Origin of the sequence: Mycolicibacterium komossense (assembly GCF_025822605.1) — a bacterium.
Taxonomy (GTDB): Bacteria; Actinomycetota; Actinomycetes; order Mycobacteriales; family Mycobacteriaceae; genus Mycobacterium; species Mycobacterium komossense.
In genome coordinates, this window is record NZ_JACKTY010000020.1 from 193805 (window position 1) to 218137 (window position 24333).

The following is a 24333-nucleotide window of genomic DNA, read 5'->3' on the forward strand; positions in this document are numbered from 1 at the left end:
GGACAAGACGAGCATTAGGCGACACCAACCGATCGCATGAAAGTGGTCTGCGCTCGATAGGCCAGCGACTGCTCTGTCGCATCCATCGCGCCGCCTATCGATACGAACGAAAGGGTTGCGTTACTGAAGGATTCCACGCCGTTGGATGAGAACAGCAGTAGCGGCGAAGTCGGGTTAGGCGTGACGGTGTCCGAATACATGCGGGTGTCCGCTGCGATCTCGGATCCCTCTTTGTACAGGTGTGCGCTGTTGGGTGCGTCTTGGGTGAGGAAGTAAAGGCCCGGCCGTGCTGTGGCACTGATGGGCGCAGTGAGGCCGTTGGGCTTCGCGGTGCGCCAAGTCACGGCGCTGGCCGCCGCCTGGAAGGCGACATTCCAGCCGGCGGTCAACCACAGATCCCATCCGCCGGCCGTCGAAGGGGTAGTCAGCCACAGCCCTATCGACATGTCGGTCACGTGAGTGTTGACCGCTTCAATGGACACGTTCGCCAGGTAGCTGCTCGTTCCGTTGCCCTTAAAACCTCTGTCCGGTATGAAAAGCGGAGAGTTGTATGCGCGAAGATTTGTCTCTTCGATCTTGTCTGGTAGCCAGTTCAGTAACGCCGCCTGTTGCCTATGTGCCGCGAGCGGGCAGAACACATCGAGACGATCCCAAATTCCATACCCCTTGTAATCCCTGATCAGCCTGTCAATTGCTTTGCGGCGGTCAAAGTCCGGCCGAACTTCCATGCGATCGAAGATGCTGACTGCTTCGTCTGTGTAGTTTCCAACGATGTTGGAGACAGCAGTGCCGACGATATCGGCAAACGGAATTTCCCGGCCCTCGCCGACCTCAGTCCCATCGGCATAGAACCGCAGCTTGCCTTCGTCGTCGAAGTCCCAGCCATTGGGCACCGCGCGAATCTTGAACCCTCCACCGACCGCCGGCGCAGTCTCCAACCAGTCAACTTCGGCGAGATCGGCAACGACTTCGCCGTCGAGCTCGTCATCATGGTCATCGGCAATCGTGGGAGCGATGATGGTGATTGAGGGCAGACCGGATAGCTTCTGCCCATTGAATGTCGCGTCATGCGGGCGCAGCGTGTACGTCAGCGGGGTATCGCCGATATTGAGGGCAGAGCATTTCGCCCACAACATGATGTCGAACTGGTTTTTGCGGACCGCGACCCGTCCAGAGACGATGAATCCCTCTATAGGGTTCAACGTGATTAGCGTTGGCGGTTCCGCAGTCGTCGCCTTAATGACCGGGAAGCCTTTCGCGGCCGGGGTGACGGTGAACCCGGCATTCAATCCCTTGAGTTCGGGTTTCTCGTCCGCGTCGGCGACATCGTCGGCAACGCCGACCTTCCACCAGCCCTTGAGGCGAAACGCTTTCAGCTCAGCCATGCCCCAAGTGTGCCCGACATATGTCGTTTTAGACCTAATTGCCGGTTGCCGGTGGGGCGCCTAACCGATCAGCAGTGCGACGGCAGCCGCCCGCCGGTGCGGCCACTTCGCCGCGCCAGTAGTCCAGCGACCGTTCCAACGCTCATGCCCCGGATGGTCGATCGTCGGCCACTCGCAGACCGGACACCGATCTTCGGGTTGCCCTTCGTGGAAATCAGGGTCGTCGGTCCCGAACGTGTCGAGCCGGTCGAGCAGCCGACGGATCACAGCAGGGATGCTTGGTACTCGGCGAAATCCGCTGGCGTGATCGCCATAATCACACCGAACGGCATCTTCTGCAGATGGTCATGGAGATAGACAGTGAAGCCAGGGCGGTCCAGCCGGGACGGCTCAGGGTTGAGCTCGAGGATGTATCCGGGGCCGCCGTCTGCTGTGGTGCGGTGCGCCATGATGTTGCCGCGCCACTTCCCGAGCTGCCCCTCGTACAACTCGCGGAACACCGCAAACATCACGTCATAGTCAGTGAGTTCGACGTGACCGGTCTCGTCGAACACGGTTGCTGGGGCTAGGTTTTGGTCGTCCATGGTTCGTTCCTCTACAGGTTGGATTCGAAGAAGGTGAAGGACCCGACGCGGGCGGGCACCGCTTGGGTGAAGAAGAAGTTGACGGCCGACCCGCCGAGATACAGATAGATGTCGTTGTCCAGCGTGATTCCGGTGTCGGCGACGACGACCGCGGCGCCGCCGTTGAGGATGATGCGCGCGCTTCTGGGGTCTGCTGTTGTGCCGTAGTAGATCTCCCACGAGTCGCCTTTGTCCTCGGTGTATGACAGCGGGGAAATGAGGGCGGATGGGACGCCCGCGGAGACCGTGACTAGTCCGGCTTGGTTGAATGACCGTCCGAGTGCAATCCCGTTCCCGGAGCTGTTCACAGCCCCGAGGTAGTTCATCGGTCCGGAACGCTCAGAGACGGTCTCCAGGAGCATCGCGGCACCGAACTTGCCGGTGCTGATGTGCATGTCTGGGTTGCGGTAACAGCAGGTTCGCGCACTGGCCCCCGCTGCCTTCCACGCCAAGGCGCTAGAGCCGTTCGGCCCGAATGTTCCCGCCCCCGGACCTGATTCGTACCTCACATACGGCGATGGGAGGTACGGCGAGCTGGCGTAGTCCAGGTTGTCGATGTAGTAGGCGCCGTCGCCGGCGAAGAACCGGGCCTTAAGCGCATTGATCTCACGCATGGCGTTGTTGCCGACGTTTTGCGCGTTGTTGCCCACGGTGAGAATGCCCGTGATCGCATTCCACACGTTGTTGGCCGCGGTGCCCGGATCAACCAGCGTGATTCCCGAGAATGCCTTCGTGATCGCGTCGCCGATACCGGAAAGCGGATCCAGGAACGCGTGAATGATCGACGTCCATGCCTGTTCCGGGGTCGGGAAACTAGTGAAGTCGAAGTTGGGAATCAGCCCTTTGAGCCAGGCGAAAAACAGCGGCAGGTCGATTCCGATCACCTGCCTCAGCGCCTCCATCCCGAAGTCTTGAAGCGACTTCACGTAGCCGGCGAGCAGTGATTCCGGCGTGAGCTTCGGGAATCGGCCGACCTCTTCGGCGAGCTGCTTCCGCGGATCGCGATCGACTTCCAGCGGCCGGCGGTCGTAGACCTTGCCGCCCATCAGGTGCCAGCTTCGGCGTCGACGGCCTGGTGCTCGGCGTCGAGCGCTTCGAAGTGCGCGCGCTCGGCTGCCAACCACTGATCGCAGTTCCACACGAACTCCGCGGCGTGCCAGTCGAACATCGCCTGGTCGAGCCGGCCAAGCCCAGAGAACTCGAACCAGTCGAAGTCGCCGACCGGCCGGCCAAGCGCTTCGGACAGCCGCGGATCTACATCGGCGATCGGGATCAGCCGTTCGGAATACTCGATGAGGACCAGGCGGTCGTGAGCGACGGTGTTCTCGAACGACTCACGGCCGAGCCAGCGCGCCGTCGTCACGTCCTGGTGCTCGTCGTCGGCGCCGAGCTCTGCGACTGCTGGCCGATCGCCGCGGATAAGCGGAACGACTGTCTTGTACCGCTTCTCGAATGGCTTCTTCGCCGGCGATGTCTCGGTGGTCTCAGTCATCGTTTCGTCCTTCACTGTGGAATCAGCATCCAATCGAGCTGCGCGTCGGTGCGGTTGAAGATGTACGCACCGAACAGACCGTCGTTGACGAGCGCGACGTGAATCGTGGGCGCGCTGCCTGCCGGGACCAGCCCGACGCCGTTGTCTGGTGCCGCGGCCACGGTCGGCGTCGACGGGGACGAGAAGTGCGGCCCGACCTGTGTCCAGCCGATGATGGTTCCCTTGCCGCGGCCGATCAGCTGCCCGGAAAGCGGATCGCCGAGCCGCACTTCGCAACCGATCGTCAGCGGATCCGAGTCGAGCTCGACGCCGAACGCGTAGAAGTGCCCACCGACACGGAGCACAGAGTCTTCCTCGCAGACCGGCAACGTGTAGGACAGGATCGGCGCGCGCTGAGCAAGCCCATTGAAGTTCGAGAACGCCTGCTCGGGGATCGTGCCGAACTGGACTCGCTTCGTCGACAGATCCGTCGGCCCCCACTTGTTGTTCGCGAGGACACCGAAGACCTTGCCGAACGACTTCCCGCCGCCGGCGGTGTTCGGGTCGTAGTTCGTCAGCCCCTCGACCGGGCCCATCACGCCCTGCGGGCCCTGCGGCGACAACGATCGAATCTTGAAGACCGGCAGTTCTGGTGTCCCGCCGGGGATCACCTGGTCGCCGGCCGCGATCACTTCCGGGGTCCGCTCGGACATCGGAATCGTTTCGTATTGGAGCGTGATCTTCGGCGTCGCGCCGGTCTTGCCCTGCGGGCCCGGTAGCGCAGCGTGGAAGTCGTTCACGCCATCCCAGACGTAAACCAGTCCGCCGTAAAGGAACCCGTGGTTCTTGAGTTCCGGCCCCCAGTTCACCGGCAGGTCGATTTCGTCGTCGTCGTTGAGCGGCACCGGCCAGTGCAGTTCGATCATGGGCGCGTTCTTGCCGGGGAACCCGCGCGGCCCGATGAGCACGGTCGTCGTGATAACGGCTTTCCCGTCGACCATTTCGAGCGTCGCACCGACCATGGGCGGGGTGTCGGGATCGCCCACCAGCCCGACCCACGTCGACTGCAACATCGCCTGAAACAGCGCCGTCGCATCACCAGTGGTCGGGAACTGGTGGTTCGCGTAGAAGTCGTCGATATCTGCTTCGGTGATCGTCATGTCAGTGCCTCCTCGTCGATTTCAATGTTCGTTCGGACCTTCCAGGGGATCCGGTCGTCGGGGTCGGCCACCGGGCCGCTGTCGCCGACCTGTAGCCGGCGGATCGCTGCGTCGCGCTGCTCGACTGGCAGCGCCTGTATTTCGTCGAGAGTGAGCCCGTCGAGCGGATCCGCCGGCAGGTCCGGCGCGTCGAGCGGAACCCACTCGACGTAGCCGTTCGGGTACTCGCGACGCTTGATTTTCGGATCGCCGCCGAACTCGGCCGGCCAGCACCGCGCGAAATGCCATGCGAGCGCCGGCTTCAGGTAGCGGAGGTCGTAGTGATGGCCGTGCTTGTCGATCGGGTTGTCGAGCATCTGGTCGATCAGGTAAACCAGCTCCTGCGCCGGCTGTAGGTCCGGCGGAATGTCGAACGCCAGCCGCGCGAAGCGGTCGTCGGGGTGGGTGTCCATCAGAAGTTCGTCCCTTGTCCGAACAGCATCGCGAGTCCGTTCCAGAACTGTTGCGCCGTCCTCGTTACCTGCGCTAGCCCGGATTCGGATTCGCGGTCGTCGCCGATCGACAGATCGAATGTCTTCGGCGTGGTCTCGTCTTCGTGGAGGCGGATCGCCGAGATGTGATCCTGCGAGAGGATCCCGTCGATCTCGAACAGCGCACGATCGCCCATATCGGCGTCGATGAAGATCCGGTGCGGTCGTGCGTTGCGCACCGACACCTTGAAAGCGTGGAACGGCTTCGTTTTGTCGAGCCCTTCGCGGATGGTCAGCGGCGACGAGATGACGTAGGCCGAGCCGGATCCCTGGACGAAATCTTCGAGGAATCCGTATTCGTCAGAAGACAATTCGCGGTTCACGTCGGTGTACCTGATGAAGCTGAAAAACAGGTCGTCAGCCTGATTTTGGTAGACGTTCTCGACGCCTTCGGAGCCGGGAAGCTGCGCCGGCATACCTGGCATCGACGTGATCGCTTCGGCGATCTTCGAGATCCCGTAGCGGATGAGGAATGTCTGAACTTGGTTGAGTCAGTAAGCCCTTGGGGCTGGTGCCCTCGCGCGGTTAGGCAGCGAGGGCACCAGCCCACTGGGGCGATCGTCCCCCGGTCATAATGGTTTTCGCCTTGGACTTATACATGTTGTGCTCGGACGAGATGATCGCCGAGCGCGGCCCGTCTCGGAACACCAGCGACGGGACCGCCGGCGCCGCGCCGAACCATTTACGGATCAGCGGATCGTTCACGCCGTCGCCGTCTTGGTCGGAATAGAGCACGGTCCCGATCAGATCGTCGCCGGTCGCGGCGAGCAGCTGGATCGCGCCGCCATCGGCCAGGCCGGTGACCCCGGTAATCCCGGACTTATCTTCGACCGCGATCACGATGCAGTTCCGCGACGGCCGGGCCAGCTGCTCACCGACCAGCATCGCAAGTTCCGGGTGCGGACTGTCTTCGTCCTCTTCGAGCCAGATATACGTTCGGACCTGACAGCCGGCGTCGCGCAACATCTGCTCGGTGACACTGTGCGCGTCTTGCCAGCGCGACATGATGACCGATAGCCGGCTGGTGTCGAATATCGGGTTCACGAACTGCATCTGAATCGGGTGGTTGAGCATCGAGAAGTTGCCCGGCGCCCCGAGTAGCGCACCGACGTAGGCGCCCGGATTGAGCAGGTTTGTAAACACGGCCAGGGCCGGATTGAACAGTCGCGCCAGGTTCGCAGCCCCGGTCGTTGCGATGATGGTTCGGCAATTGCCCGGCAGCAGCCAGCATTTGATGACCTGCGCCTCTGGCGGTGCGAAAACCGTCGCGCCGAACAGGATGTGTTTCCAGTGCTCCCGGTTCTCGCTGATCTGCAACGTCACAGTGACTTCGCCGTCTTCGGCCCGACCGACCTTGACGTTGGTCACCTTGAAACCCCAGCGCCAGCGCCAGTTCCGCCGGTGCGGGTACGGGTCGACGGTGAAGTTCAGATCCTCTTCGGCGCGAACGTCGGTGCGGACAAACTTCACCAGCCAGTCCGCGCCGCGCAGCACCACTTCGCCGGTGCCGGTGTCGTGCTGCATCTGCTCGGCGTCGAACGCCTTGTGCGTGCGGACGGTGCCGATGTACCGCAGCTTCTTGTCCCAGAGCCGATACAGGGATGGGGCCTTCGCCTCTTCGTCGATCACACGCCGGCGCGAATTGACCTGGTTCCACGTCGCGATCGGATCCCGCTTCGGGTCGGCGCCCACTACGCCGGCCAGCTGCATTGGCATCAGCATCGACATATCAGGACCACGACGACCGGTAATACTGCGGGAGAATCATTTCGACCGACCCGTTCGGGTTGGTGTGCGTCACGGTGATATGCGCGACGCTGCGTTCCGGGATCGGGTTGTCAAAGTCGATCCCGCCAGGTGTCCGCCGCTGCGCCGGCAGCTTCGCGTCCAGCTGCGGTTTCAGCAGCAGCTCAAGGAATTGCGACTGGCGAAGCGTCTTGTAAATCTGCCCGTCGATCGGTTCCTTTTCCGTCGTGAGTGTCTGCCGCGCCTGGTCGGTATCGACGAACATGTAATCGCCGTCATCGGGCAGCAGCGGCGGAATCGGAACGTACTTGCCCTCGTTGCCGTCTTGGATTCGCACGCCGTGACCCACCACACCGTCGATCAGAATCGAGTCTTTCGACGTCCCGCGGACGATGAACTTCGGCGCCGCCTCGAACGTCCCCTTGTTCGCGATGTGGAACGTGTGCTTCGCGTAGCCGTCGCGAATGATGTCCGCCTGCGCCGGTTTCCACACTTCAGTCTCGGCTCGCTTCGCGAACAGCGGCCACGGCATATGCAGCGTCCCCGAGAGAATCGACGTCGTGTTTCCATTCGACGTCGGCGACTTCTCCGAGTTCACCTTCCACGGTCCGCCCTTGATCGCCGGGATCCACCGGAACCCGTGGTCGCGGGTGAAGCTGCCCAGGAACCCCGGAACCTTGTCTGAGAACGATCGCCGGAAACTGTCTTCGATCTTGTGCATCGCCATGAAACCGCCAGACGGCCGGTTGCGGTTCGCGTTCGGATTGATCACCACACCGAAGTCGACGACGCCCATCATGTAGTCGGTGCGCTCACGATCGGCGCCAATCAGGTACGGCCCGTTCGAATATCGCTGCTCGAAGTTCAGGTCGTAAACCCCGTCGAGTCCCTTCGCCAGGACCACGCCCTCGATGCCCTCGCGCGGCCCGGCCAGGTGCCACACCTTCCAGTTCGTCGCCGGGTGCATCCAGAACCATTGCGGGTGCTCGCCACGGAGGATGTCGCCGTACTTGCCCATGTCCTCCCAGCGCGTCATCCGCTGCCACGACGGATGCCCGAGGTCGACCGGCGCATACGCCGGGTTGCCGAGATAGTCGTTCGGGTGCTTGATCTCGTCGAAGTAGAAGTCGTCGTCGCCGAGGAATGGGTCTGGCATCAGTGGACTTTCGTCGTGCGCGTGCGCGCGTTCTGTTCAGCGGTGAGTTTGTTCGCGACGTCCTGCGGTGACATGCCGGCGTTCTCGATCACGACGGCCGGGCCCGGCGCCTGCCCGTTGCCGGTGCCGTGCCGAGTGGTGTCCGGTGCGACGTTCGTCGCAGGCGCCGCCAGGTCCGACGCCGGGTTGAGGTTCGTCCGCAAGGTTGAATCAGCGGCGCCGAGCAATCCGCCGAGCAGGTCGCCGCCACCGCCACCAGCGCCGCCCGCCGAATCGGATCCGGTGCCACCGGAAAGCACGCTGCCGAGCAGGTTCACACCGGCCATCGCCGATTTGATCGTCGGCCACTCAAAAGGATTCGAGAACACAGACCCGTCGAGCCCGATCGTTTCGAGCAGCCCGCCCCATAACGTTTTGCCCAGATCACCGAGCCCGCTATCGCTCGACGAGCTCGACGCCGCCCCGGTCTCGGTCGCCGCCTTCTGCTGAGCCTCGGACAACCGATCGGACGCGACGCTCTGTCGATCGTTAGCATCGGCGAGTTCGCGGTTCGCGACGTCGAGCGAGTGTTGTGCATCGGTGGTGTCCTTGCCGGCCGTTTTCAGATCGTCGAGTCGCTTCTGTGCCTTGTCCCGCGCGTAGGTGCGGTCGTCGACGGACTGGCCGGCGTTCTTGAGTGCGGTTTGCGCCGACTGGACTGCCCGCGACGACCCGGCCGACGCCGACGTCGACGAGCCGAGCGAGCCGGCCGACCCGCCGGCGCCTTCGCCGTACATCTGTGGCAGGTACATGTGATTGTCGAACTGCGGGTCGTCTGCGCCGGCCGCGCCAGCGCCGATCGTGAATACCCCGTTCTTGCCGCCCGATTCGGCGTTCCGGCCATCGGAGAGCGTCATCGCCATATGGCCGTCGTTCGGATTCGGCCCGTGGTTGTACCAGCCGACTGACATCTGACCGGGCCCACCGGAGCCCTCGACGAACCCGCGAGCAGCGAACCACTCCCGCGCGTTTCTCGTCGTCGGCAGGTCGCCAGCCATGCCCAGTGCGCCGTTGACGACGCGCCCCACGGTGCCCGAGCAGTCGAACCGCGACCCTTGGCTGTACGGGGTGCCGGCCAACTGCTCGGCCACGCTGATATCGGGGCCCTTACCGTCAGCGAATCCGGGAACCATGCCGTGCAGCAGTTCCGGCGACGGAACCCAGCCGCTATTCAGCGCGGCGACAACGTTCGCGCCGCCCCCGTTCATCGCCGACGCCTTCACGATGCCCTCGTCGTTGGACACCAAAGCCAGGATCGAATCGCTGGTCCCGGTTCCGGGCCCGCTGATAACACCGCTGCGCGACACCGACGCCGGCCGGCCACCGGCGAACCCGGCAGGCCGGCCGTTCGCGTTACCGGGGATCAGTGAACCGATACCGGGGATCCCGCGCAGCTTGTCGACAACGGTTCCGATCCCGTTGCCGATCTTGTCGACGATCCCGCTGATCGTGTTCCACACTGTCGTCACGACGTCCTTGACCGCGTTAAACGCCGTCACGAATGCGTCTTTGAAGATCCCTACGCCCTTGCCCACAGTGTCGAGCGACGACGTAAACATGTCCCAAACCGACTTAGCGCCATCCCAGAACCCGGTAATCGCACCCTTGATGCCCTCGAATGCGGGGACCGCGACCGTGTTCCACAGCCACATGATCACGTCGCCAACAGCCTTGATGGCCGGTTGTACTGCGGCCCAGACGACTTGCGTTACCGCCCACCACGTTTGCACCGCCGTGGCGATCCCCTGGAATGCGGGCACGACAACGTTCGTCCACAACCACCCGATGACGGCGCCGAGGCCTTTCAGGGCGGCGATCGCCACAGTGAAATTCATCTTCTGCACCGACAGCCAGAGCCGGCCGACCCACGCGACGGCCGGCTGGATCGCCGTCCACACCGTTTTGACAGCACCAACGAACGCACCGAACGCCTGCTTCGCGACCTCGCCGATCTTCATCACCGACGGCCCGATCTGCGTCCACGCGTTCGTCAGCGTGGTCTTAAGCCATTCCCACACAACCGAAACGGTCGCCTTGATGCCGGTCCAGATTTTGTCCCAGAGCTTCCGGCCAACTTCGGTCTTCGTGAAGAAAGCCCAGATAGCGACGCCGGCCGCGACCACCGCGGCGACGATCAGCCCGATCGGGTTCGCGGTCAGCGCCGCATTCCACAGCCATTGCGCCGCGGTCGCAACCTTCGACGCCGCCGCCGCCGCCAGTGTCGCGATCCGACCGCGCGCGTTCGCCGCAGCGGACAAGTTCGCCGCGCCGGCGTTCGTGCCAGCAGCGACCGTGTTCGCGCCCAGTGCGACCGTCAGCTGTGTCATTGCCGCGGCCTGCGCCCGAATAGCCGCAGTCTGTGCGAGCATAATCGGCGCGTTGATGATTCGGAACGCACCATTGAGCGCGCTAACGATCGGTGCGACAGCCTGTCCCACAACACGGAACCCGGCGAACGCGGCGACCAGGCCACCGATCACGGGCACCGCCCACGACGCGTTATCGGCAACGAAATTCAGCGCGCCGGCCAACAGCTTGAGCGCCGGCACCATGACCGACGTCAGCGTTTCGGGCCCGACCTCGGCGATCGCCTGCCCGAACGCCTTCATCGAATCGCCGACACCGGACAGCGCCGGCCCCGCGTTCTGCAATGCCGGCCCGAGCTTCGCCACCGAGTCCGATATCTGGGAGACAGCACCGGATCCGCCGCCGGCCATCAGACCGGACAGTGTGTCGCGGAGCCGGCCGAACCAATCGACAACCTTTTGGACGCCGCCGTTATCGGCCCACGCCTTCATCTTTGCGGCCATGTCCGTAGCCCACGGCCCGACCTTCGCGGTCAGGTCCGCCATGATCGGCTTGATCGCCGCCGTCACCGAATCGAACGTCCCAGTGAGCCCAATCGCCAACGGTTTCAGGCCTGCGAAGATCGGCCCCGACAACTCGGCACCGAACCGCGAGAACGACGCCTTGAGGTTCGACAGGGATCCGCGGACCGACTGGCCCATGTTCTGTGCGGCGCCGGCGATGTTGTTGGCCACCGCGTCCCGGAACATCTGCGCCGAGACACCGCCGTCCTCGACGAACTTCGAAAACTCTTCGCCGGTCTTACCGGTCGCCTCCTGTAACCAGGTGAAGACAGGCAGCCCGCGATCGGCCAGCATCCGCAGATCGCCAGTCATGGCCTTGCCGGACGTCTGGACGCCGTTGAAAATGCCGCCCATCTCGGCCAGGTTCGTTCCCGCGATCGCCGCGGTATCCGATGTGAGCTTGAGGTAATTCGTCAGCTCTTCGCCGGGTTTGATGCCGGCCGCGACCGCAGACGCCGCGGTGGTCGCCGCCTCGTCGAGCCCGAACGCTGTGCCCTTCACCGCGGCCAGGGCGTTGTCCATGATCGCCTGGACCTTCTCGGTGGAGTTACCGAGACCTTGGAGCTTGAACTTCGCGTCGTCGATCGCCGTCAACCGCGAGAAACCAGCGTGCAGTGCGGCGCCCAGGCCGGCCGCGGCCACCGTGCCGGCACCGACAGCGGCGATCTTCAACCCGCCACCGATCAGCCCGCCGATACGCCGGCCAAGACTTGCAGCGCCCGACGTCAGATTCGACGCCAGCGTCGCCGCGGCACCCCGACCGATATTCGCCGACGCCAGACCGGCGTTGATCTCCCTGCCGGCCGCCTGGCCCGTCGAGCGGGCCCCGTCGATCCGCAGCATCCTCCCAAGCCCGCCGCGCGTCTGCGACTCGACACCGGCCTGGACGTCGCGGCCGGCCTGCTGGCCCGCTTTCCGCGCACCCTTCATGTCGAACGACGGCCGGATAACCGCATCGGTATCGACGCCGCGGAGCGCCTTCTTGATATTCGGCCGCAGCTTCGACGTTTCGGGGAGGACTGTCAGCCAGTAAGTGCCCTGCATCAGCTGGCCCTCTTCTTCCCTTGGTTTCGTTCCACCCAGCGCCGTTGACGCTCAGTGCGCCTGCGCTCGAACTCTTCGACTGGCATCACCGACACCCGGCTCAGACCCGAGGACGTAGTGCCATCGGACGATTCGCGTTTCGGCCGCGGGATCCGTTTCGGCCGCTTGCGGTTCTTCTGACCGTCTTTCGTCTTCTGCCAGATCAGGTCGTGCTCGGCGTCGGCGATGATCGCCAGCAGGTAATCGGTTGTCGTCCAGCCCTGCTCAAACGCATGGAACACGGCCGTGTTCGGCGGCGATGCGAAGATGACGGCGTGCAGGTCGTCCCAGGACAACCGGCCGTCGTCGAGTCGCAAGTCGCCGCCGAGCGCGATCACGTCCCGTCTTACCGGCGCTTCGAACTCGCGGATCGCCGCGCAGACCTGTTCGATTTTCCCGGCGTCATGCCACCGTCCTTGCCCCAGGCTTCGGTGAACGCGTCGAACGTTTTGTCGTTGAGCGAGTACAGGATTGCCAGCGCGTCCGCCGAAGCGTGCTTCTCGATGATCGCCTTCGTCCGCTCCAAGTCGGACAGGTGCGCGTGGCGAATGATCCAACCCTGCGGAGGCGTACCAGTACCGCGGCGGATCGCCACGGTGGCACCTTCGGAGAAGTCGCCCTCGCCCCACTCGCTGTCGAAGTCGTCTGCGTCGAACCTCGCGCAGAACAGTGCCGTGCCGGCCGGGTAGTCGCCGCCCCACTCTTCGGCGATCGACAGCTCAGGATCGGACGCCGATGGTTCCTTGGCGTCGCACTCTTCCAACCCGACGTGCTCTGGCGCCGGCTTATCGGCCTGGTCCTCGACGTCGGGATTGAAGTCGGAGTGCTGCGGTTCGTCGCGCTGGCTCTTACTGGACATTTGTTGTCTCCCTGGTGGGTTCGGTCGTGCTGGTCTGGTGGGGGTTCACTGCATAAAGGCGGGCCCGCGCGCCGCCCACCAGACCGGAGCGCGGGCCCACCGGCCTATGCGGCGATCTTCTGACCGTCGTCGCTGTACTGCGTGACGTGAATGCCGCCGGTCCCCCGGTAAACGGTGAACGTCGGCTGGAACGCCATCGGCTCGTTATGCACCAGCGTGATGTCGTCGATATCGGACATCTGGACGAACTCGGCGACCTGCCGAATTGCCTTGTCCTCGAAGAACGCGTCGAGAATCAGGGTCGCGATCTTCGGCATACGCGAGCTGATCGCGACCTTCATCCGGTTACCGTGCTGCGACGTCGCCGCCGCGGTGGTCACGGATCCGTCGCCGAAGATCGCGGCGTTCACGTGCGGCGAAAGCACCTGGTACAGCGACATGCTGTAGTCGATCTGGAACTTGTCGCGCAGCGAGCCGATCGACTCACCCGACCAAACCTCGATCGGCGTGGTGCTGCCGTCGATGCTGATCGTGACGCCATCGCTCGACACGTAGCCAAGCGACTTGAACGCGGCGTCCAGGGGCTCGTCGACGTCGGTCGGCAATTCGGTCCCGTACGGCGCGATATACAGGCCGCCGGCGGTCTGCAAACCGCTCGGAGTCGCCGCAAAGACCTGGTTGTAGTCGCCCAACGGCGACGGAATGGGAGAACTCATGGTGTTACCTCTCGAATCGGTTTGAGTGCGACCGTCCAGAAGACGGAAACGGCTTGCCCGAACAGCGCTACGTCGTCGTCTTCGATGTCCGAAGGGCCCGAGACGTGTTCGGTTCCGGTAACCCACAGAGACCCGACGTCCGGGAAGACGATCCGGGTCTGTGCAGCACCGAGCAGTGCAGCGTGCAGCAGCGTTGTGTGCTGCCCGCATTCGAACGCGTCTCCGTTGAAGACACGCGCGCGGAGCAAGTAGTCCGCAACGGGTCCGCGCTGACGTGAATCAACCTGACTCAGCAGCACGTAACGCGTCGGTTCGCCCGCCGGCGGCGTTGCGCCGACAGACAAGTCGATATCGCGATCCGCGAGCCGGCTCAGCAAGTAAGCGCGGCACGCGATCGCGGGTTCCATGGTCGGTGCGACCATCTGCGGTGTGGTCACTTCTTGACCCGCATCGCGGCTTGTTGGAGCGGTGGAGCGGCGCCGGCCTCTTTGTGCGCGGCCTCCCCGGACTTCGCGAACACGTTTTCGCGGGCCCGGTCAGTTCCGACGGTTTCCTCGACGCCGTAACCGTTTGGGTCACCAGCGATTCGGCCAGCGACAACAGCGATCGTCGCCGCAACCTGTCGGCACGCCGGCCGGACCGTGACACGACGGATCTTGCGGTCGTCGCTGATCGGGATCTTAAGTCGCCCCATCGGTGACCCTCCGTAGCGCGACGACGTAACCCGGATGAAAGTCGTAAGGGCCCAGGTTTTCGTCTCGGACCGGCCCGTTTACCTCGAACTTTCGGCCGTCCCACAGCTCAACCATGGAGTCAGCCGGCCAATCGGCGTCGGCCGTCGCCATCAGCAATTCGGTGATGGTGCGGCCGGCCGTCTGGCCGGTCTGGACCTCAGTCGCGGTCGGCGCGTCGAACGCTCGAACCCTGCGGGCCCGCGGCACCGGATCGCCGTACTTCACCTGTCCAGCAGGGGTTTTCCCGATCTTCGGCCGCGTCCAATGTGTTACCTCGAACGGTTCCGGGATGATGAACTCCATCAGCCCCACCCGTCGTCGGGGTGGTTCTCCCAAAGCGGATAGCCGGCCGCGCCGGTGAGGTTCGCCCCGCACGAACACGTCGTCCCGCCCAGCCGTAAATCGCACGCGAGCGCGTGTTGCGTCACGGACGCCGGCAGAGTGTCAATGTTGAACGCTCCGCCGGTGTCGTCGCTTCGGCAAAGTGCTTTCAGCTGGTCGATTTCGGACTGAAAGAACATCGCCTTGCGCGGCTGCCGGGTGTCAATCGTCTGCCCATAGCTGAGGGTGGTCTGCGACTGAACGGCACCGGTGCCGGCTTCATTCCAGCGGAGAATCGCGCCCCGAAGGATGGACTTGGCCATCCCCCGGTGCGCGAACTCCGGTGAATTGATGCACGGTGCGTAATAGACGGCCTGACCGAGCGCGTCGTCGATCATCGCCGTGGCCTTCGCCTCGTCGATGTTCTTCACGAACGGGTCCAGGTCTGCCGGTGTAATCAGCGGCAAGCCTGGATCGTTCGGAGTTGGCCCGGTCATGGTCGCCTACTCGCCGCCGGCAGTTCCGCCGGCCGCAACAAACTCCCGCTCGGCTGCGAGCCATGCTTCGACGTCGGCGCGCTCCTGGTCCTGCGCGGCCTTCTCTTCGGCCTCACGCTTCCGCTTCTGCGCTGCGGTTTCCTTGGGCTTCTCTCCAACCGGGTGCCAGCTGGAGTCCAACCGCGCGGCGGTGGCGTCGTCGACATTCACGACGACGCCGGCCGCGTTAGTCAATCGCGGCATGGCTTAGGCCACCTTGTCTTCGATGACGGCGAAGCGATCGGCGAAGACGTACCAGCCGTAGACGATTTCCGTTCGGAACAGAATCTCGTTGTGGCCGGCCAGGTCTCGACCCTGGTTATCCGGGTCGCCGAACTCCAGCATCCGGAACGGGAACGAGCGCTGGACGCCCCAGCGGATGCCCTGCGAGAAGTCGCCGAGGATCGCCCGAACCTTGTTGTCGGTCGCGTCGCCGTCGACTGCCTTCGCCGACGTGGTGGTCGACACCGCGGCCGACACACCCTCGAACGAGGACAGGCCATTGCCCAGCCCCAGTTCCGGGTACTTCTTCCGGCCGTCGGCGTACCGCGCCGTTGAGAGCGTCCAGGCGTACTGCGGGTCGAATGCAACGCCATTGACGCTGAACCCGTTGCCGATCACAAGGCCGGCGGCTGCCTCGAAGTCGAGGTCCGCGTTCGCGCCAGCTTCGACACGCTTCGTGGTCGAGTTCAGGTAGTTCGCCCACGCTGGGATCGCGTTGCCGGTCCGGGGGTTGATCCGGTAGTACAGGCCCAGATCCAGGCCGCGTGCCAGCGCGCGAGCGCACTTCTCCTGGTACTTCGTCATCACGCCGAGCTGGTAATCCTCTTCTTCCCAGAGGAATTCGTCAGACGTCCGCATCTGGACGACGGCCTTGTGCGGGACCGCGGTCACGCGGCCAGGCTTCGCGTCGTCGGATCCCTTCGCCGCCGACTCTTCGACGAACTCGGCCGTCAGGTCGTCGTCGAACGTGATGATCTCGGTCTTGCCGAACCGCATCGGCTCCTGACCGGACAGTGCGGCGACCGTAGAACCGGTCTTGGACTTCTCGACGATTCCGTCCGCGATGTTCGTCGGCAGAAACAGGTCGGTCGACTGCAAAACAGCCATGGTGCTTTCCCTTCGGGGTTACTGCCCGTCGCGGTTGGTAAACGACTTGATGAACTCAGTCGTCGAGTTCGGCTTCGGGCGAGACAGTTTCGTGCCCTCCTTGGACACATGGTTTTGACGCTTGCCGCCGCCGCGCAGATCGAGCAGCCGTGCGGATTGCTTGAGCAGCAGTTCCGGCGTGTTGCCGGTCAGGAACGTTTCGACGTCTTCGGCGTCGAACTCATGGAGCGCGACCAGGTGCTCGCGAAGCGCGCCGGCGACTGCGGCCGGCTGTGCGTCGAGCTTGGATTGCAGATCCGCGATCTTCTGCCCGTCGGTCTTCTTCGCCTCTTCGGCGTCGTCGACGAGCTTCGCCTTGGGCTTCAAGACCTTGTTGTCATCCTTGAGCCGTTGGTGCGCCTTGACCAGCGGATGATCGTCCGGCAAGTCGGCGTAGAGCGGATCGCGCTTCGACGACTTGTCAGATCCGCCGGCGTTACCCGCGCCGCCGGTCTTCGTGTCGTCTCCCCCGCCAGCGCCAGCGCCGCCACCCGCGCCAGCGCCGTCTGCGCCGCCGTCCGTGCCGCCGTCGTCGTTGGGAAGGTAAAGCTTGCGTCGATCGAACTTCATGTGTCCTGCTCCCGGTTCGGGTTTGTCTGGTGGGTTCCGTCGCAGTGCGCGGCGGGCGAGCCATTGCCGAGTGCCGGCGCAAGCTCTGTCGACAGGATATGTCGGTTTCCCACAAAACAGCCCTACCCGACATATGTCGCGCGTCCAAAGCGCGCGGAATCGCCGAGCGTCGAGCGGGTAGACCTAGCTAGATTCCGGCCGGCCTTGTAGGTATTCCTGCATTGCCGGCGTCGCCGCGGCCCGTGTTTTCAGCATGGTTTGATAGCCGCGCTGCCATAGTTTCGCCAACGCCGGCGACTTACCGTTGTACGGATTCGCGTCGCCGAGCTCGGCGTTCTGGCCGGCGCGCAAGGCAGCTTCGGCATCCTCGCGATACGTCATTGCAGGAAGTCTCCTTGCATCACTGTGTACGCGTCGAAGTTGTTCGATCCGTCGAGCACCATTTGCCGCATGATCGGCCGCGTGATCCGGCCGTTCTCATCGAACCACTGAGCAAGCTCGTCGGACATGTACTTCCGCGCCGTCGCATCGTTGACGTACCAGAACTTTTTCGGGTTGTAGGTGAGCGCGTATTTCCGCTTCACCATCTGCCCGTTCGTCGCGTTCTCGGCCTCGATATAGATTTCGTCGACGCGCCGCTGGAACACCGAGTCGAGCAGGTCGTCGAAACCCTTGCCGCTGTGCCCGTCCGCGCGCGCTTGGGCCATGAAGTCGCGCCGGCGGATCCGCTCGACGACTTGGCCGTAAACGGTTTTCTTCGCCGCCTCTTCGTCGTACAGCCCGGATTTCACCATGTCGCGGATCTTCTGCCGCTGCGACGGCCGGTCGATCAGCACGTCCGCTTCGGCGTAGACAGGATCTTCGCCGCCCTCGATCGCCGCCAGGATCCGGTCATTTTCGGCTGCGGATGCGGCTTCGGCCTTCGCTGCGCGCTGCGCGGCCCTGGTCGCTGCCAACTGCTCGGCCTGCTCGGCGCGGTCCATCGCCGCCGCGGCAGCTTCGATCCGAGCGTCGTCGCCGGCCTCGATCGCCGCTTCGAACTCGCGGACAGAGCGATCTAGTTCGGATTCGCCGGCGCGGTCGACGGCCCGGACGTCGGCGACGGGCGCGGCATCACCCGGTATCTCGACAGGTGTCGCCGCGGCCGGCGGCAGGTCCGGCGGCGCCGGCGGATCCGCGATCGCCTCCGCGGCCGGCAGCGTGTGCAGATCCTCGGTGTCGACGCGACGCCAATACTCGACGGCGCGCCGGTGCACGTCCTCGGCGTCGAGCCATTCGGCGATCGCGTGCGGATCCGGCGGTGTGACGGCCGGCGTGCCAGGTGCCGCGGTGAGCATCTTCGGCTGCCGCGCCGCTTCTAGCGCGAGCGGTGCCGGTTTCCGGTTCAGTGCGAGTTGCCGAGCAGGCGCTTCGATCGCCAACCGCTCGACCACACCCTGAGCCAGCGACAGCGCGGCCGGTGCAACGCGTTCGCTTGCGACCTTCACCAGCGAACGGCCGGTGTTCAGGTCGATAACCTTCGGGCTCGCCGCGGCCGGCGTAACCGACTGCGCCGCGGCGTCGAACACTTCGCCGCGGCCGGCCGCGCGAGCCTCCATCCGTGCCGCGATCTGTGGCGCCGACAACAGGTTGCCGGCCGCATCGCGCGACACCGCGTCGTAGTCGTCGAGCCAGTCATGCACATATCCGGGAACGGTGTACGGCTTGCCGTTTCGCATCGGGACCATGACGCATCGGCAAAAGTCGTGGCCGGTCACGGTGGAGGTGTGGAAGTTCCCGCCGGCCGACTGCTCGGACCGATACAGGCCTGGCGCCCCGCCGCCACGGCTCGCAGTCAGCGTCCGCGTTGCCTGCATCCGGCAGAACCCGCACGCACCCGGCCGCGCCTCACGAACCCACGGGACGCCTTCGCGGTCGGCGTTCTCGATCACGGTGTCGCGGTGAGTTTGGAACGTTTGGCGCCGGCTCGTGCCCTGCAATGCCGTCGACGGTGACTGTTGCAGCATCGCCCAGCGGCCATTCGCCGCCAGCTGGTCGACGGCCGGCAGCTCGGCCGGCGTCGCGGTGAACGCCTTCGCGCCTATCGCCAACGGCTGGTCCTCGTACCAGGTCGCGGTCAGATCGCCGGCCGCAGCCAGATACGGCGACACCACTTGCGGATATGCGTCGGTGATGTACCGAAGCGCTTCGCTCTTGCCGAGCGGGGACAACGCGATCGCCAACTTTGCGACGTCACTGTCGAGCGCGCGGCCAATTGCGACCAGCGCGGCGCGAAGTTCAGGCGCTCCGGTTGTCATCAGCTGGCGCGTTGCGCGGCGCCATCCGCCGGCTGGTCGCCGGCCGCGGCATTATCGCCGGCCGCGGGCTGGTCGCCGGCACTATTCGCCGCGATCAGCGCGTCGACAATGCTCGTAGAGTTGCCGCGCCGCTTCTCAGCCAGCGCGCGTTTGATCTGCTGCGGGTCTAGCCCGAGCAATTCGAGCCCGACTTCGGTTTCCTTGAGCCATTCCGGGCCCGCGCCGAGCTGCTTTGCGCCGGCGTCCGCCTGCGCTGCTTTCGACAGGTACAGCGGCGACCGGAATCGCGCGTCGATCGACTTCCACTGCTTCGGGATCGTCGGTTCGCCGTTTTTGATCGCCAGCCCGCGCATATACGACCGCCGGAACGCCGGCGACCAGTCATCCGTCGCGCCTTCTGCCTCGGCGATCAGTTCTTCGCGCGACGCAATGTAGGACTCGGCCGACGTCGGGTTCGCCCGGTTATTGAACCCGAGCGCTTCGACGGTGATCGACGTCTCGCCGGCGAACAGCATCGCGATCTGTTCGAGCGCGTCGATATGGGGCTGCGGGCTCGCCGCTTCGAAGCGTTTCACGTCCGCGCGAGCACGGCCGGCGTCGGGCTCGTCGGGATCGTCTTCGAGCGCAAACACTCGCGCGAGCGCGACTTGCCACGCTGCTTTGAGCGTGCCGTCTTTGTTGCGGAACGCCTTGCCGGACGCCCCGAGCAAGATCAGCTGCGGGAAGCTGTAGACGTCCATGTGCCCGTCCATGCGAATGATCGCTTTGAGCGCGCGTTTTTGCTGCGACATGGCCGGCCGGGTGATCCTCGACGAGCCGAGCGCGCGATCCTCCCGCGGGTGATAGGGCAGCACTTCGACCGGGACGCCGAGCTTGTGCGTTTGGATATCGACCTGCCAGTCGCCGTCCTCGTCGAGGTCCGCCGTCAGCGTCAAACCGTCTTCGTAGAGCGCGATCCCGGACGGGTTGCCGTCGTCGTCGCGGCTGGTGATGGAAAGCAGTTCGTCGAGCCCGTTGCGGCGTGAGTTCCAGGTGCCCGTCGCTTCGAGCGCGCTCTTGACGTGGATCAGCGACTTGGGTTCGCCGGCCCGTTCGTCGCCCTCGGTGTTGATCAGGAACGCCGGCCCATGAAGCAGCGACGACACCATGCCCGAGTTCGCCTTTGTCGCGAAGAAGTTGTCGTCCCAGAGTTCAGTCCCGCCGATCGAATCGAAGTCGCCGTCGGGCCAAAAGAAGTTATCGAGATTGCAGCGGCGCGCGAGCGCGTCCACTGCTTTCGCCGACCAGCCGAGCACGGTTTCCGCGCGAAGGTAGCTCGGCGGGATGATTTCGCCGATCCGTCGAAGGGCGAATTTGCCGTCGTAAAACGACGCGCGAAGTAGATTCCGCGGTGTCTTGTCGACCAGCTGCTGGTACAGCCCATTTATCTGGTCGAGCGTGTCGCCGTTCAGTTCTGGGATCGCGAATTTGAACTGGGTCGCCGCTTTCGTGGTCCGCTCGGCCGTCACAGCACTACCGCCTCTCTACCTGTCCCGGCAGTCCGTCGGACGGCCCTTTTGTTCTTCGTCGCCGCGAAAAGCGCCAACGTCATCGCGACCGCCTGCTGAATCTGGTCCGACGGGTTCCGCCGATCCCAACCCCAACCGCCAGCGCCACGAATGGGCCGACGTTTGCCGTTTTTCACCACTGCGTCCGTTACCGACATTTGTCCGCTATGTGTCAGGGTGCCAGCTTTCAGCCGGTTTTCCACTGCGCCGCACGCTGCGGCCATGTTTGGACCGGTCGTGACGACCACGGTTACGCCGGCGTTTTCCAGGTCCACGATCATCGAAGCGGCCGGCGATTCCGAGTCGATGACGACGACAGTCCGCCGGCCGGCACGCCGCCACGCGTCCGCAATCCACACGACAGCGGCGTCGGTATCGTCGCCGGCCCACACCTCTTCGGTGTGCGCCTGGTCCTCGTCGATCCAGCACGCGGAAACCGATATCTGCCGCGCGTGACTCATGTCGACGCCGAACCCGTTCGGCTTGATCCCGTCCGCCGGCCCGACCCTGAGTAGCGTCCGCCAGCGCGCCGCGGTGACCACCGGCCGGTGCGTCGTCTTATCCCAAATCCCCAACGCCTCACGCAAAAACGACTCTTCGGTAAGCAGCTTCCGCATCCGCCGGATAGCCCGCTCCGACGTCCGATGCGGATACGACGGATTCGCCTTCCGCAGCTGCGCCCGGTCGTCCGGGTCCGCGCCCTCATCCGCCGAAAACTCGACGTAGAGCGTCCCTTCGGACTCGCCGTCGAGCGCGTCCTGTCGAAGCATCGTGAACACCTCGCCGGCATCCGTCGGCCGCGGCGGTGTGCCCGTCAGCAGCACCAACGGGTTCTTGACGGTGTTCATCGTCGGGATCAGGTCGTCCATGGCCTTCGACGTGAGCCGCTGCGCCTCGTCGAGCACCAGGACGCCAACGCCGGCGAAACCCAGGCCAAACCCGTTCTCACGGGCGCCAAACAGGATCCGCGAGTTGTTCTTGAGGTAAATCCCCTCGTCGCCGCGCGAGTCGCTTACGTTCTTGATGTGCCGCTTGACCAGCGGGTTTTCGCACATCGCCTTCATCGAGGCGAACGTTTCCTTCGCGGTCTTCGTCCGGTGCGCCGTCCAAATGACAGTCAGGCCGGGTGTCAGCAGCGCGAGCGCGAACACGATGCAGCCGATGAGGTACGTCTTGCCGACCTGCCGCGGGATCGAAATCACCGAGGTGTCCGACGCGTAAAGCCCGGTCCCGTCCAGCGCCAGAATCAGCCGGCCTAGCCCGTCTTGCCAGCGATCGAACGTCCAGCCCATGTTCCGACAGGTGTCGCGGATCCGCGGCCACGCCGTCCCGACGATCCCGTCTGGCCGCACGACGTGCCGCGCAACCTCCGACAGCTTCGGACCCGTCAGCGCCGGCGGACGACTCGACGGTTTCGGCGACGCAGGCCTGGTGCTCGACTTGGCCGGCGCCCGCCTAGATGGCGTCTTCGTCCCAGGACTCATTCGGGGTATTCGCTACGGCCGATGGCTCGGCGGCTGTCGGGGTGTTCTTGGCGCTCAGCGCATCAATCTGGTTCTGGACGTCCAGTAGTTGTTTCATCAGGTTTCCGACGTCACGCGGGTGCGCGCGCGGATCGTCCATTGCCGCCGCGATCCGATCCCGGAGCGTCTCGAGAAGCGTTTTTCGGGACAGCTTGACTGCGTGCGCGATCGTCCGCGGCTTGGCCGGCGCACGCTTCTTGGCCGGCGGCTTCTTGGCCGGCGCAGGCGCCTTCCCATCGCCCTGGACGACCGCCAACGGTCGCCGTGCGCGATCGGCCATCGTGCCGTGCCGCCTTTCTCGAAACAATGTTTCTTTTTTTTGAAGAACCAGGGGGGGCAGCGCCTATGCCATGGGAGGCGGCTGGGGGCGGGGGTAGGGGTCACCCGGGGTGGGTGCTGGTGTGCCGCACTGCGGGCAGGGGCCGGCGGGTCGGGGTCCGGGGTAGGCGTCGTCGCAGCGGGGGCACCAGGACGCCGGTGGGCTGTTCATGCGCCGCGTCCGCGGTAGTCGGGTGTCTGCGCGCGTGCGATCTGCTCGGCCAGGTGCTCGCGCAGGGTGGGCGTGGGCCGGCCGCGGTTGTCGACGTCGGGCTGAGTGAACCCGCAGCCGTGTGGGCAGTTGGGTTCGCCGCGGCCGTTGGTTTTCATCACGTTGCCGTGCGTGCACACCTTGCCGGCCAATGGACCACGGCCCCGTCGTGCTGCTCGACGCTGCGACCGGTTCACGGCTGGGTGCCGATCGGGAGCGTGACGAGGTAGTAGACCGTGCCCTTGGTGGTGTGCAGGCATGGCAGCACACCACTGAGGTCTGCGTCTGCTGCGGTGTGGTCGACGAGCAGGGTGTCGAGCACGGCGCCGCGTGCTGCGTATTCGATCGTGCGGAGTGGGATCCGCACGACGTCCGTGCCGTAGAGACCAAGGTCGCGCACGATGGTGGCAATGCGGTCGTGGTTTTTGGCGACGATGCCGATCATTGGTCGTCGTCCAGTCCCTTGGCGTAGATGGCGTCGAGTAGTGCTGTGCCCTCACTGATCAGGCCGCGCGTGATGTAGCTCGGTTGCGCTCCTGAGCGTGGGTAGACCTCGACGTGGCCTGTGCGTGAGCCGTCGTCTTCGACGTGTTGTAGTCCCACGATGAGCACGGCATCCACTGCCACGCCATCGCAGCCCGATACCCTCACGCACGCATCAATGGCGCGGTCCAGCTGCTCGAATGCGACGTCGTGCCGGCACTTGGTGCAGTGCCCATCGTCGGCGATGAAGTGCTCGGTGTCGTGCTGGGCGGTGTTATCGGTGTCGCTCATGGTGTCCTCTGCGGTGGTGGGCAAACTTTGCTCTTGCTGAAATGTTCTGCGCTGCAATCAAAGATCCTTTCCGGAAAGGATCTGGCTAACGGGTCACCAGGTGCGAGCGGTGACGAATACGACGCCCGTGCTGGCCTGCTGTTCGTCTTCGACGTGGTCGGATTTGTCGCGGTTGCAGCACCGGTGCGCGGCTTGCTTGTTGGGGAGCTCGTCGGGCCCGCCTGCGATGAGCGGGACAACGTGGTCGACGACGAACTCGAACGGGTCGAGGTGGGGGAGCTCGTAGTCGATGGGTTCGCCGCAGATCCCGCAGTCGGGGTGCTTGCGTCGGCAGTCGTGGTGTGTGCTGCCGCAGTCGGGGTGTCCGCGCTGTATGGCTCGGCGATGCCGGTCGCGAGTCGCTGTGTTCCGCTGTCCGGCCATCAGCGCGGACCTACCCGCCCGTTACCACTCGAACGGCTTGTATTCGGCCGGGGTGAATGGCTGATCGGGGTCTGTGGTGGCAACGGCGCTGGGCACGATTCCGCCTTCGCCGTAGAACACGGCGGGTTCGGCGGGTGCCTGCTCGATGACGACGCGCTGTGGATCCGTGGCGGCCGGCTGCGTGGAAGCGTCGGCTTCGGTGGTGCTTGTGGTGGCCTCGCCGGTGTCGGTGGCCGGATCCGGGGTGTCGGTCTTGGTGTAGTCACGTAGTGCCATGTGGGGAAACCTCCTG

31 protein-coding genes are annotated in these 24333 nt (G+C 64.6%); all 31 read right to left on the minus strand.

The window, feature by feature from the left end; all coding sequences use genetic code 11:
* Nucleotides 1–14 precede the first annotated feature (14 nt).
* The 31 genes from H7J73_RS08480 to H7J73_RS08630 all read right to left on the minus strand — a co-directional run bounded on the left by H7J73_RS08480 (nucleotide 15) and on the right by H7J73_RS08630 (nucleotide 24317).
* Complete coding sequence (locus H7J73_RS08480; protein WP_264066879.1) at nucleotides 15–1385, minus strand: hypothetical protein; 1371 nt, start codon at nucleotides 1383–1385, stop codon at nucleotides 15–17.
* A 60-nt stretch (nucleotides 1386–1445) separates the two neighbouring features.
* Entirely contained in the window at nucleotides 1446–1652 is a 207-nt protein-coding gene (locus H7J73_RS08485; protein ID WP_264066880.1) for a hypothetical protein, read from the minus strand.
* Nucleotides 1649–1969 carry a hypothetical protein gene (locus H7J73_RS08490; RefSeq protein WP_264066881.1) on the minus strand — a complete coding sequence of 107 codons (321 nt, stop codon included), beginning with the start codon at nucleotides 1967–1969 and terminating at the stop codon, nucleotides 1649–1651. The genes H7J73_RS08485 and H7J73_RS08490 overlap by 4 nt, the downstream gene beginning before the upstream one ends.
* Before the next feature lie 11 nt (nucleotides 1970–1980).
* Nucleotides 1981–3054: a DUF7257 domain-containing protein gene (locus tag H7J73_RS08495; RefSeq protein ID WP_264066882.1), complete on the minus strand. Its 1074-nt coding sequence runs from the start codon at nucleotides 3052–3054 to the stop codon at nucleotides 1981–1983.
* Nucleotides 3054–3500 (minus strand): hypothetical protein, encoded by a 447-nt coding sequence (locus tag H7J73_RS08500; RefSeq protein WP_264066884.1) that lies wholly within the window; start codon nucleotides 3498–3500, stop codon nucleotides 3054–3056. Before H7J73_RS08500 ends, H7J73_RS08495 begins: the two co-directional genes overlap by 1 nt.
* 11 nt (nucleotides 3501–3511) lie before the next feature.
* Nucleotides 3512–4639: a hypothetical protein gene (locus H7J73_RS08505; protein ID WP_264066885.1), complete on the minus strand. Its 1128-nt coding sequence runs from the start codon at nucleotides 4637–4639 to the stop codon at nucleotides 3512–3514.
* Nucleotides 4636–5091, minus strand: a complete 456-nt coding sequence (locus H7J73_RS08510) for a phage gene 29 protein family protein (RefSeq protein ID WP_264066886.1) — start codon at nucleotides 5089–5091, stop codon at nucleotides 4636–4638. The genes H7J73_RS08505 and H7J73_RS08510 overlap by 4 nt, the downstream gene beginning before the upstream one ends.
* The gene (locus H7J73_RS08515; protein WP_264066887.1) at nucleotides 5091–5594 is read right to left on the minus strand and encodes a Gp37-like protein; all 504 of its coding nucleotides are present in this window, start codon (nucleotides 5592–5594) and stop codon (nucleotides 5091–5093) included. The genes H7J73_RS08510 and H7J73_RS08515 overlap by 1 nt, the downstream gene beginning before the upstream one ends.
* A 100-nt stretch (nucleotides 5595–5694) precedes the next feature.
* Nucleotides 5695–6891 carry a Gp37-like protein gene (locus tag H7J73_RS08520; protein ID WP_264066888.1) on the minus strand — a complete coding sequence of 399 codons (1197 nt, stop codon included), beginning with the start codon at nucleotides 6889–6891 and terminating at the stop codon, nucleotides 5695–5697.
* Nucleotides 6892–6898: 7 nt separating this feature from the next.
* Nucleotides 6899–8071, minus strand: coding sequence for a hypothetical protein (locus H7J73_RS08525; protein WP_264066889.1), 1173 nt, complete (start codon nucleotides 8069–8071; stop codon nucleotides 6899–6901).
* Nucleotides 8071–12024 (minus strand): tape measure protein, encoded by a 3954-nt coding sequence (locus H7J73_RS08530; RefSeq protein WP_264066890.1) that lies wholly within the window; start codon nucleotides 12022–12024, stop codon nucleotides 8071–8073. Before H7J73_RS08530 ends, H7J73_RS08525 begins: the two co-directional genes overlap by 1 nt.
* Nucleotides 12024–12401, minus strand: a complete 378-nt coding sequence (locus tag H7J73_RS08535; protein ID WP_264066891.1) for a DUF5361 domain-containing protein — start codon at nucleotides 12399–12401, stop codon at nucleotides 12024–12026. Before H7J73_RS08535 ends, H7J73_RS08530 begins: the two co-directional genes overlap by 1 nt.
* Nucleotides 12402–12409: 8 nt before the next feature.
* Nucleotides 12410–12922, minus strand: coding sequence for a hypothetical protein (locus H7J73_RS08540; RefSeq protein WP_264066892.1), 513 nt, complete (start codon nucleotides 12920–12922; stop codon nucleotides 12410–12412).
* Nucleotides 12923–13026: 104 nt separating this feature from the next.
* A complete protein-coding gene (locus H7J73_RS08545) occupies nucleotides 13027–13638 on the minus strand; it encodes a phage tail tube protein (protein ID WP_264066893.1) in 612 nt (203 codons plus the stop codon).
* On the minus strand, nucleotides 13635–14075 hold the full coding sequence (locus tag H7J73_RS08550; RefSeq protein WP_264066894.1) for a hypothetical protein: 441 nt from the start codon (nucleotides 14073–14075) through the stop codon (nucleotides 13635–13637). Before H7J73_RS08550 ends, H7J73_RS08545 begins: the two co-directional genes overlap by 4 nt.
* A complete protein-coding gene (locus H7J73_RS08555; protein ID WP_264066895.1) occupies nucleotides 14072–14332 on the minus strand; it encodes a hypothetical protein in 261 nt (86 codons plus the stop codon). Before H7J73_RS08555 ends, H7J73_RS08550 begins: the two co-directional genes overlap by 4 nt.
* Complete coding sequence (locus H7J73_RS08560; RefSeq protein WP_264066896.1) at nucleotides 14319–14675, minus strand: hypothetical protein; 357 nt, start codon at nucleotides 14673–14675, stop codon at nucleotides 14319–14321. Before H7J73_RS08560 ends, H7J73_RS08555 begins: the two co-directional genes overlap by 14 nt.
* Nucleotides 14675–15124, minus strand: a complete 450-nt coding sequence (locus tag H7J73_RS08565; protein WP_264066897.1) for a hypothetical protein — start codon at nucleotides 15122–15124, stop codon at nucleotides 14675–14677. Before H7J73_RS08565 ends, H7J73_RS08560 begins: the two co-directional genes overlap by 1 nt.
* Nucleotides 15125–15196: 72 nt before the next feature.
* Nucleotides 15197–15433 carry a DUF7302 family protein gene (locus H7J73_RS08570; protein ID WP_264066898.1) on the minus strand — a complete coding sequence of 79 codons (237 nt, stop codon included), beginning with the start codon at nucleotides 15431–15433 and terminating at the stop codon, nucleotides 15197–15199.
* Between the two features lie 3 nt (nucleotides 15434–15436).
* On the minus strand, nucleotides 15437–16339 hold the full coding sequence (locus H7J73_RS08575; protein ID WP_264066899.1) for a phage major capsid protein: 903 nt from the start codon (nucleotides 16337–16339) through the stop codon (nucleotides 15437–15439).
* 18 nt (nucleotides 16340–16357) lie between these two features.
* Nucleotides 16358–16948: a hypothetical protein gene (locus tag H7J73_RS08580; RefSeq protein ID WP_264066900.1), complete on the minus strand. Its 591-nt coding sequence runs from the start codon at nucleotides 16946–16948 to the stop codon at nucleotides 16358–16360.
* Between the two features lie 183 nt (nucleotides 16949–17131).
* Entirely contained in the window at nucleotides 17132–17329 is a 198-nt protein-coding gene (locus H7J73_RS08585) for a ribosome modulation factor (RefSeq protein WP_264066901.1), read from the minus strand.
* Nucleotides 17326–19245 carry a VG15 protein gene (locus H7J73_RS08590; RefSeq protein WP_264066902.1) on the minus strand — a complete coding sequence of 640 codons (1920 nt, stop codon included), beginning with the start codon at nucleotides 19243–19245 and terminating at the stop codon, nucleotides 17326–17328. The genes H7J73_RS08585 and H7J73_RS08590 overlap by 4 nt, the downstream gene beginning before the upstream one ends.
* A complete protein-coding gene (locus H7J73_RS08595; RefSeq protein ID WP_264066903.1) occupies nucleotides 19245–20753 on the minus strand; it encodes a phage portal protein in 1509 nt (502 codons plus the stop codon). Before H7J73_RS08595 ends, H7J73_RS08590 begins: the two co-directional genes overlap by 1 nt.
* Nucleotides 20750–22144, minus strand: a complete 1395-nt coding sequence (locus H7J73_RS08600) for a terminase large subunit domain-containing protein (protein ID WP_264066904.1) — start codon at nucleotides 22142–22144, stop codon at nucleotides 20750–20752. Before H7J73_RS08600 ends, H7J73_RS08595 begins: the two co-directional genes overlap by 4 nt.
* Nucleotides 22145–22247: 103 nt before the next feature.
* Nucleotides 22248–22595, minus strand: a complete 348-nt coding sequence (locus H7J73_RS08605) for a hypothetical protein (protein WP_264066905.1) — start codon at nucleotides 22593–22595, stop codon at nucleotides 22248–22250.
* A gap of 206 nt (nucleotides 22596–22801) precedes the next feature.
* Nucleotides 22802–22963 (minus strand): hypothetical protein, encoded by a 162-nt coding sequence (locus tag H7J73_RS08610; protein WP_264066906.1) that lies wholly within the window; start codon nucleotides 22961–22963, stop codon nucleotides 22802–22804.
* Nucleotides 22964–23037: 74 nt separating this feature from the next.
* A complete protein-coding gene (locus H7J73_RS08615; RefSeq protein ID WP_264066907.1) occupies nucleotides 23038–23289 on the minus strand; it encodes a hypothetical protein in 252 nt (83 codons plus the stop codon).
* On the minus strand, nucleotides 23286–23618 hold the full coding sequence (locus tag H7J73_RS08620) for a DUF7213 family protein (RefSeq protein WP_264066908.1): 333 nt from the start codon (nucleotides 23616–23618) through the stop codon (nucleotides 23286–23288). Before H7J73_RS08620 ends, H7J73_RS08615 begins: the two co-directional genes overlap by 4 nt.
* Before the next feature lie 93 nt (nucleotides 23619–23711).
* Nucleotides 23712–24041, minus strand: coding sequence for an HNH endonuclease (locus H7J73_RS08625; protein ID WP_264066909.1), 330 nt, complete (start codon nucleotides 24039–24041; stop codon nucleotides 23712–23714).
* A 21-nt stretch (nucleotides 24042–24062) separates the two neighbouring features.
* The gene (locus H7J73_RS08630) at nucleotides 24063–24317 is read right to left on the minus strand and encodes a hypothetical protein (RefSeq protein ID WP_264066910.1); all 255 of its coding nucleotides are present in this window, start codon (nucleotides 24315–24317) and stop codon (nucleotides 24063–24065) included.
* Nucleotides 24318–24333: the final 16 nt, after the last annotated feature.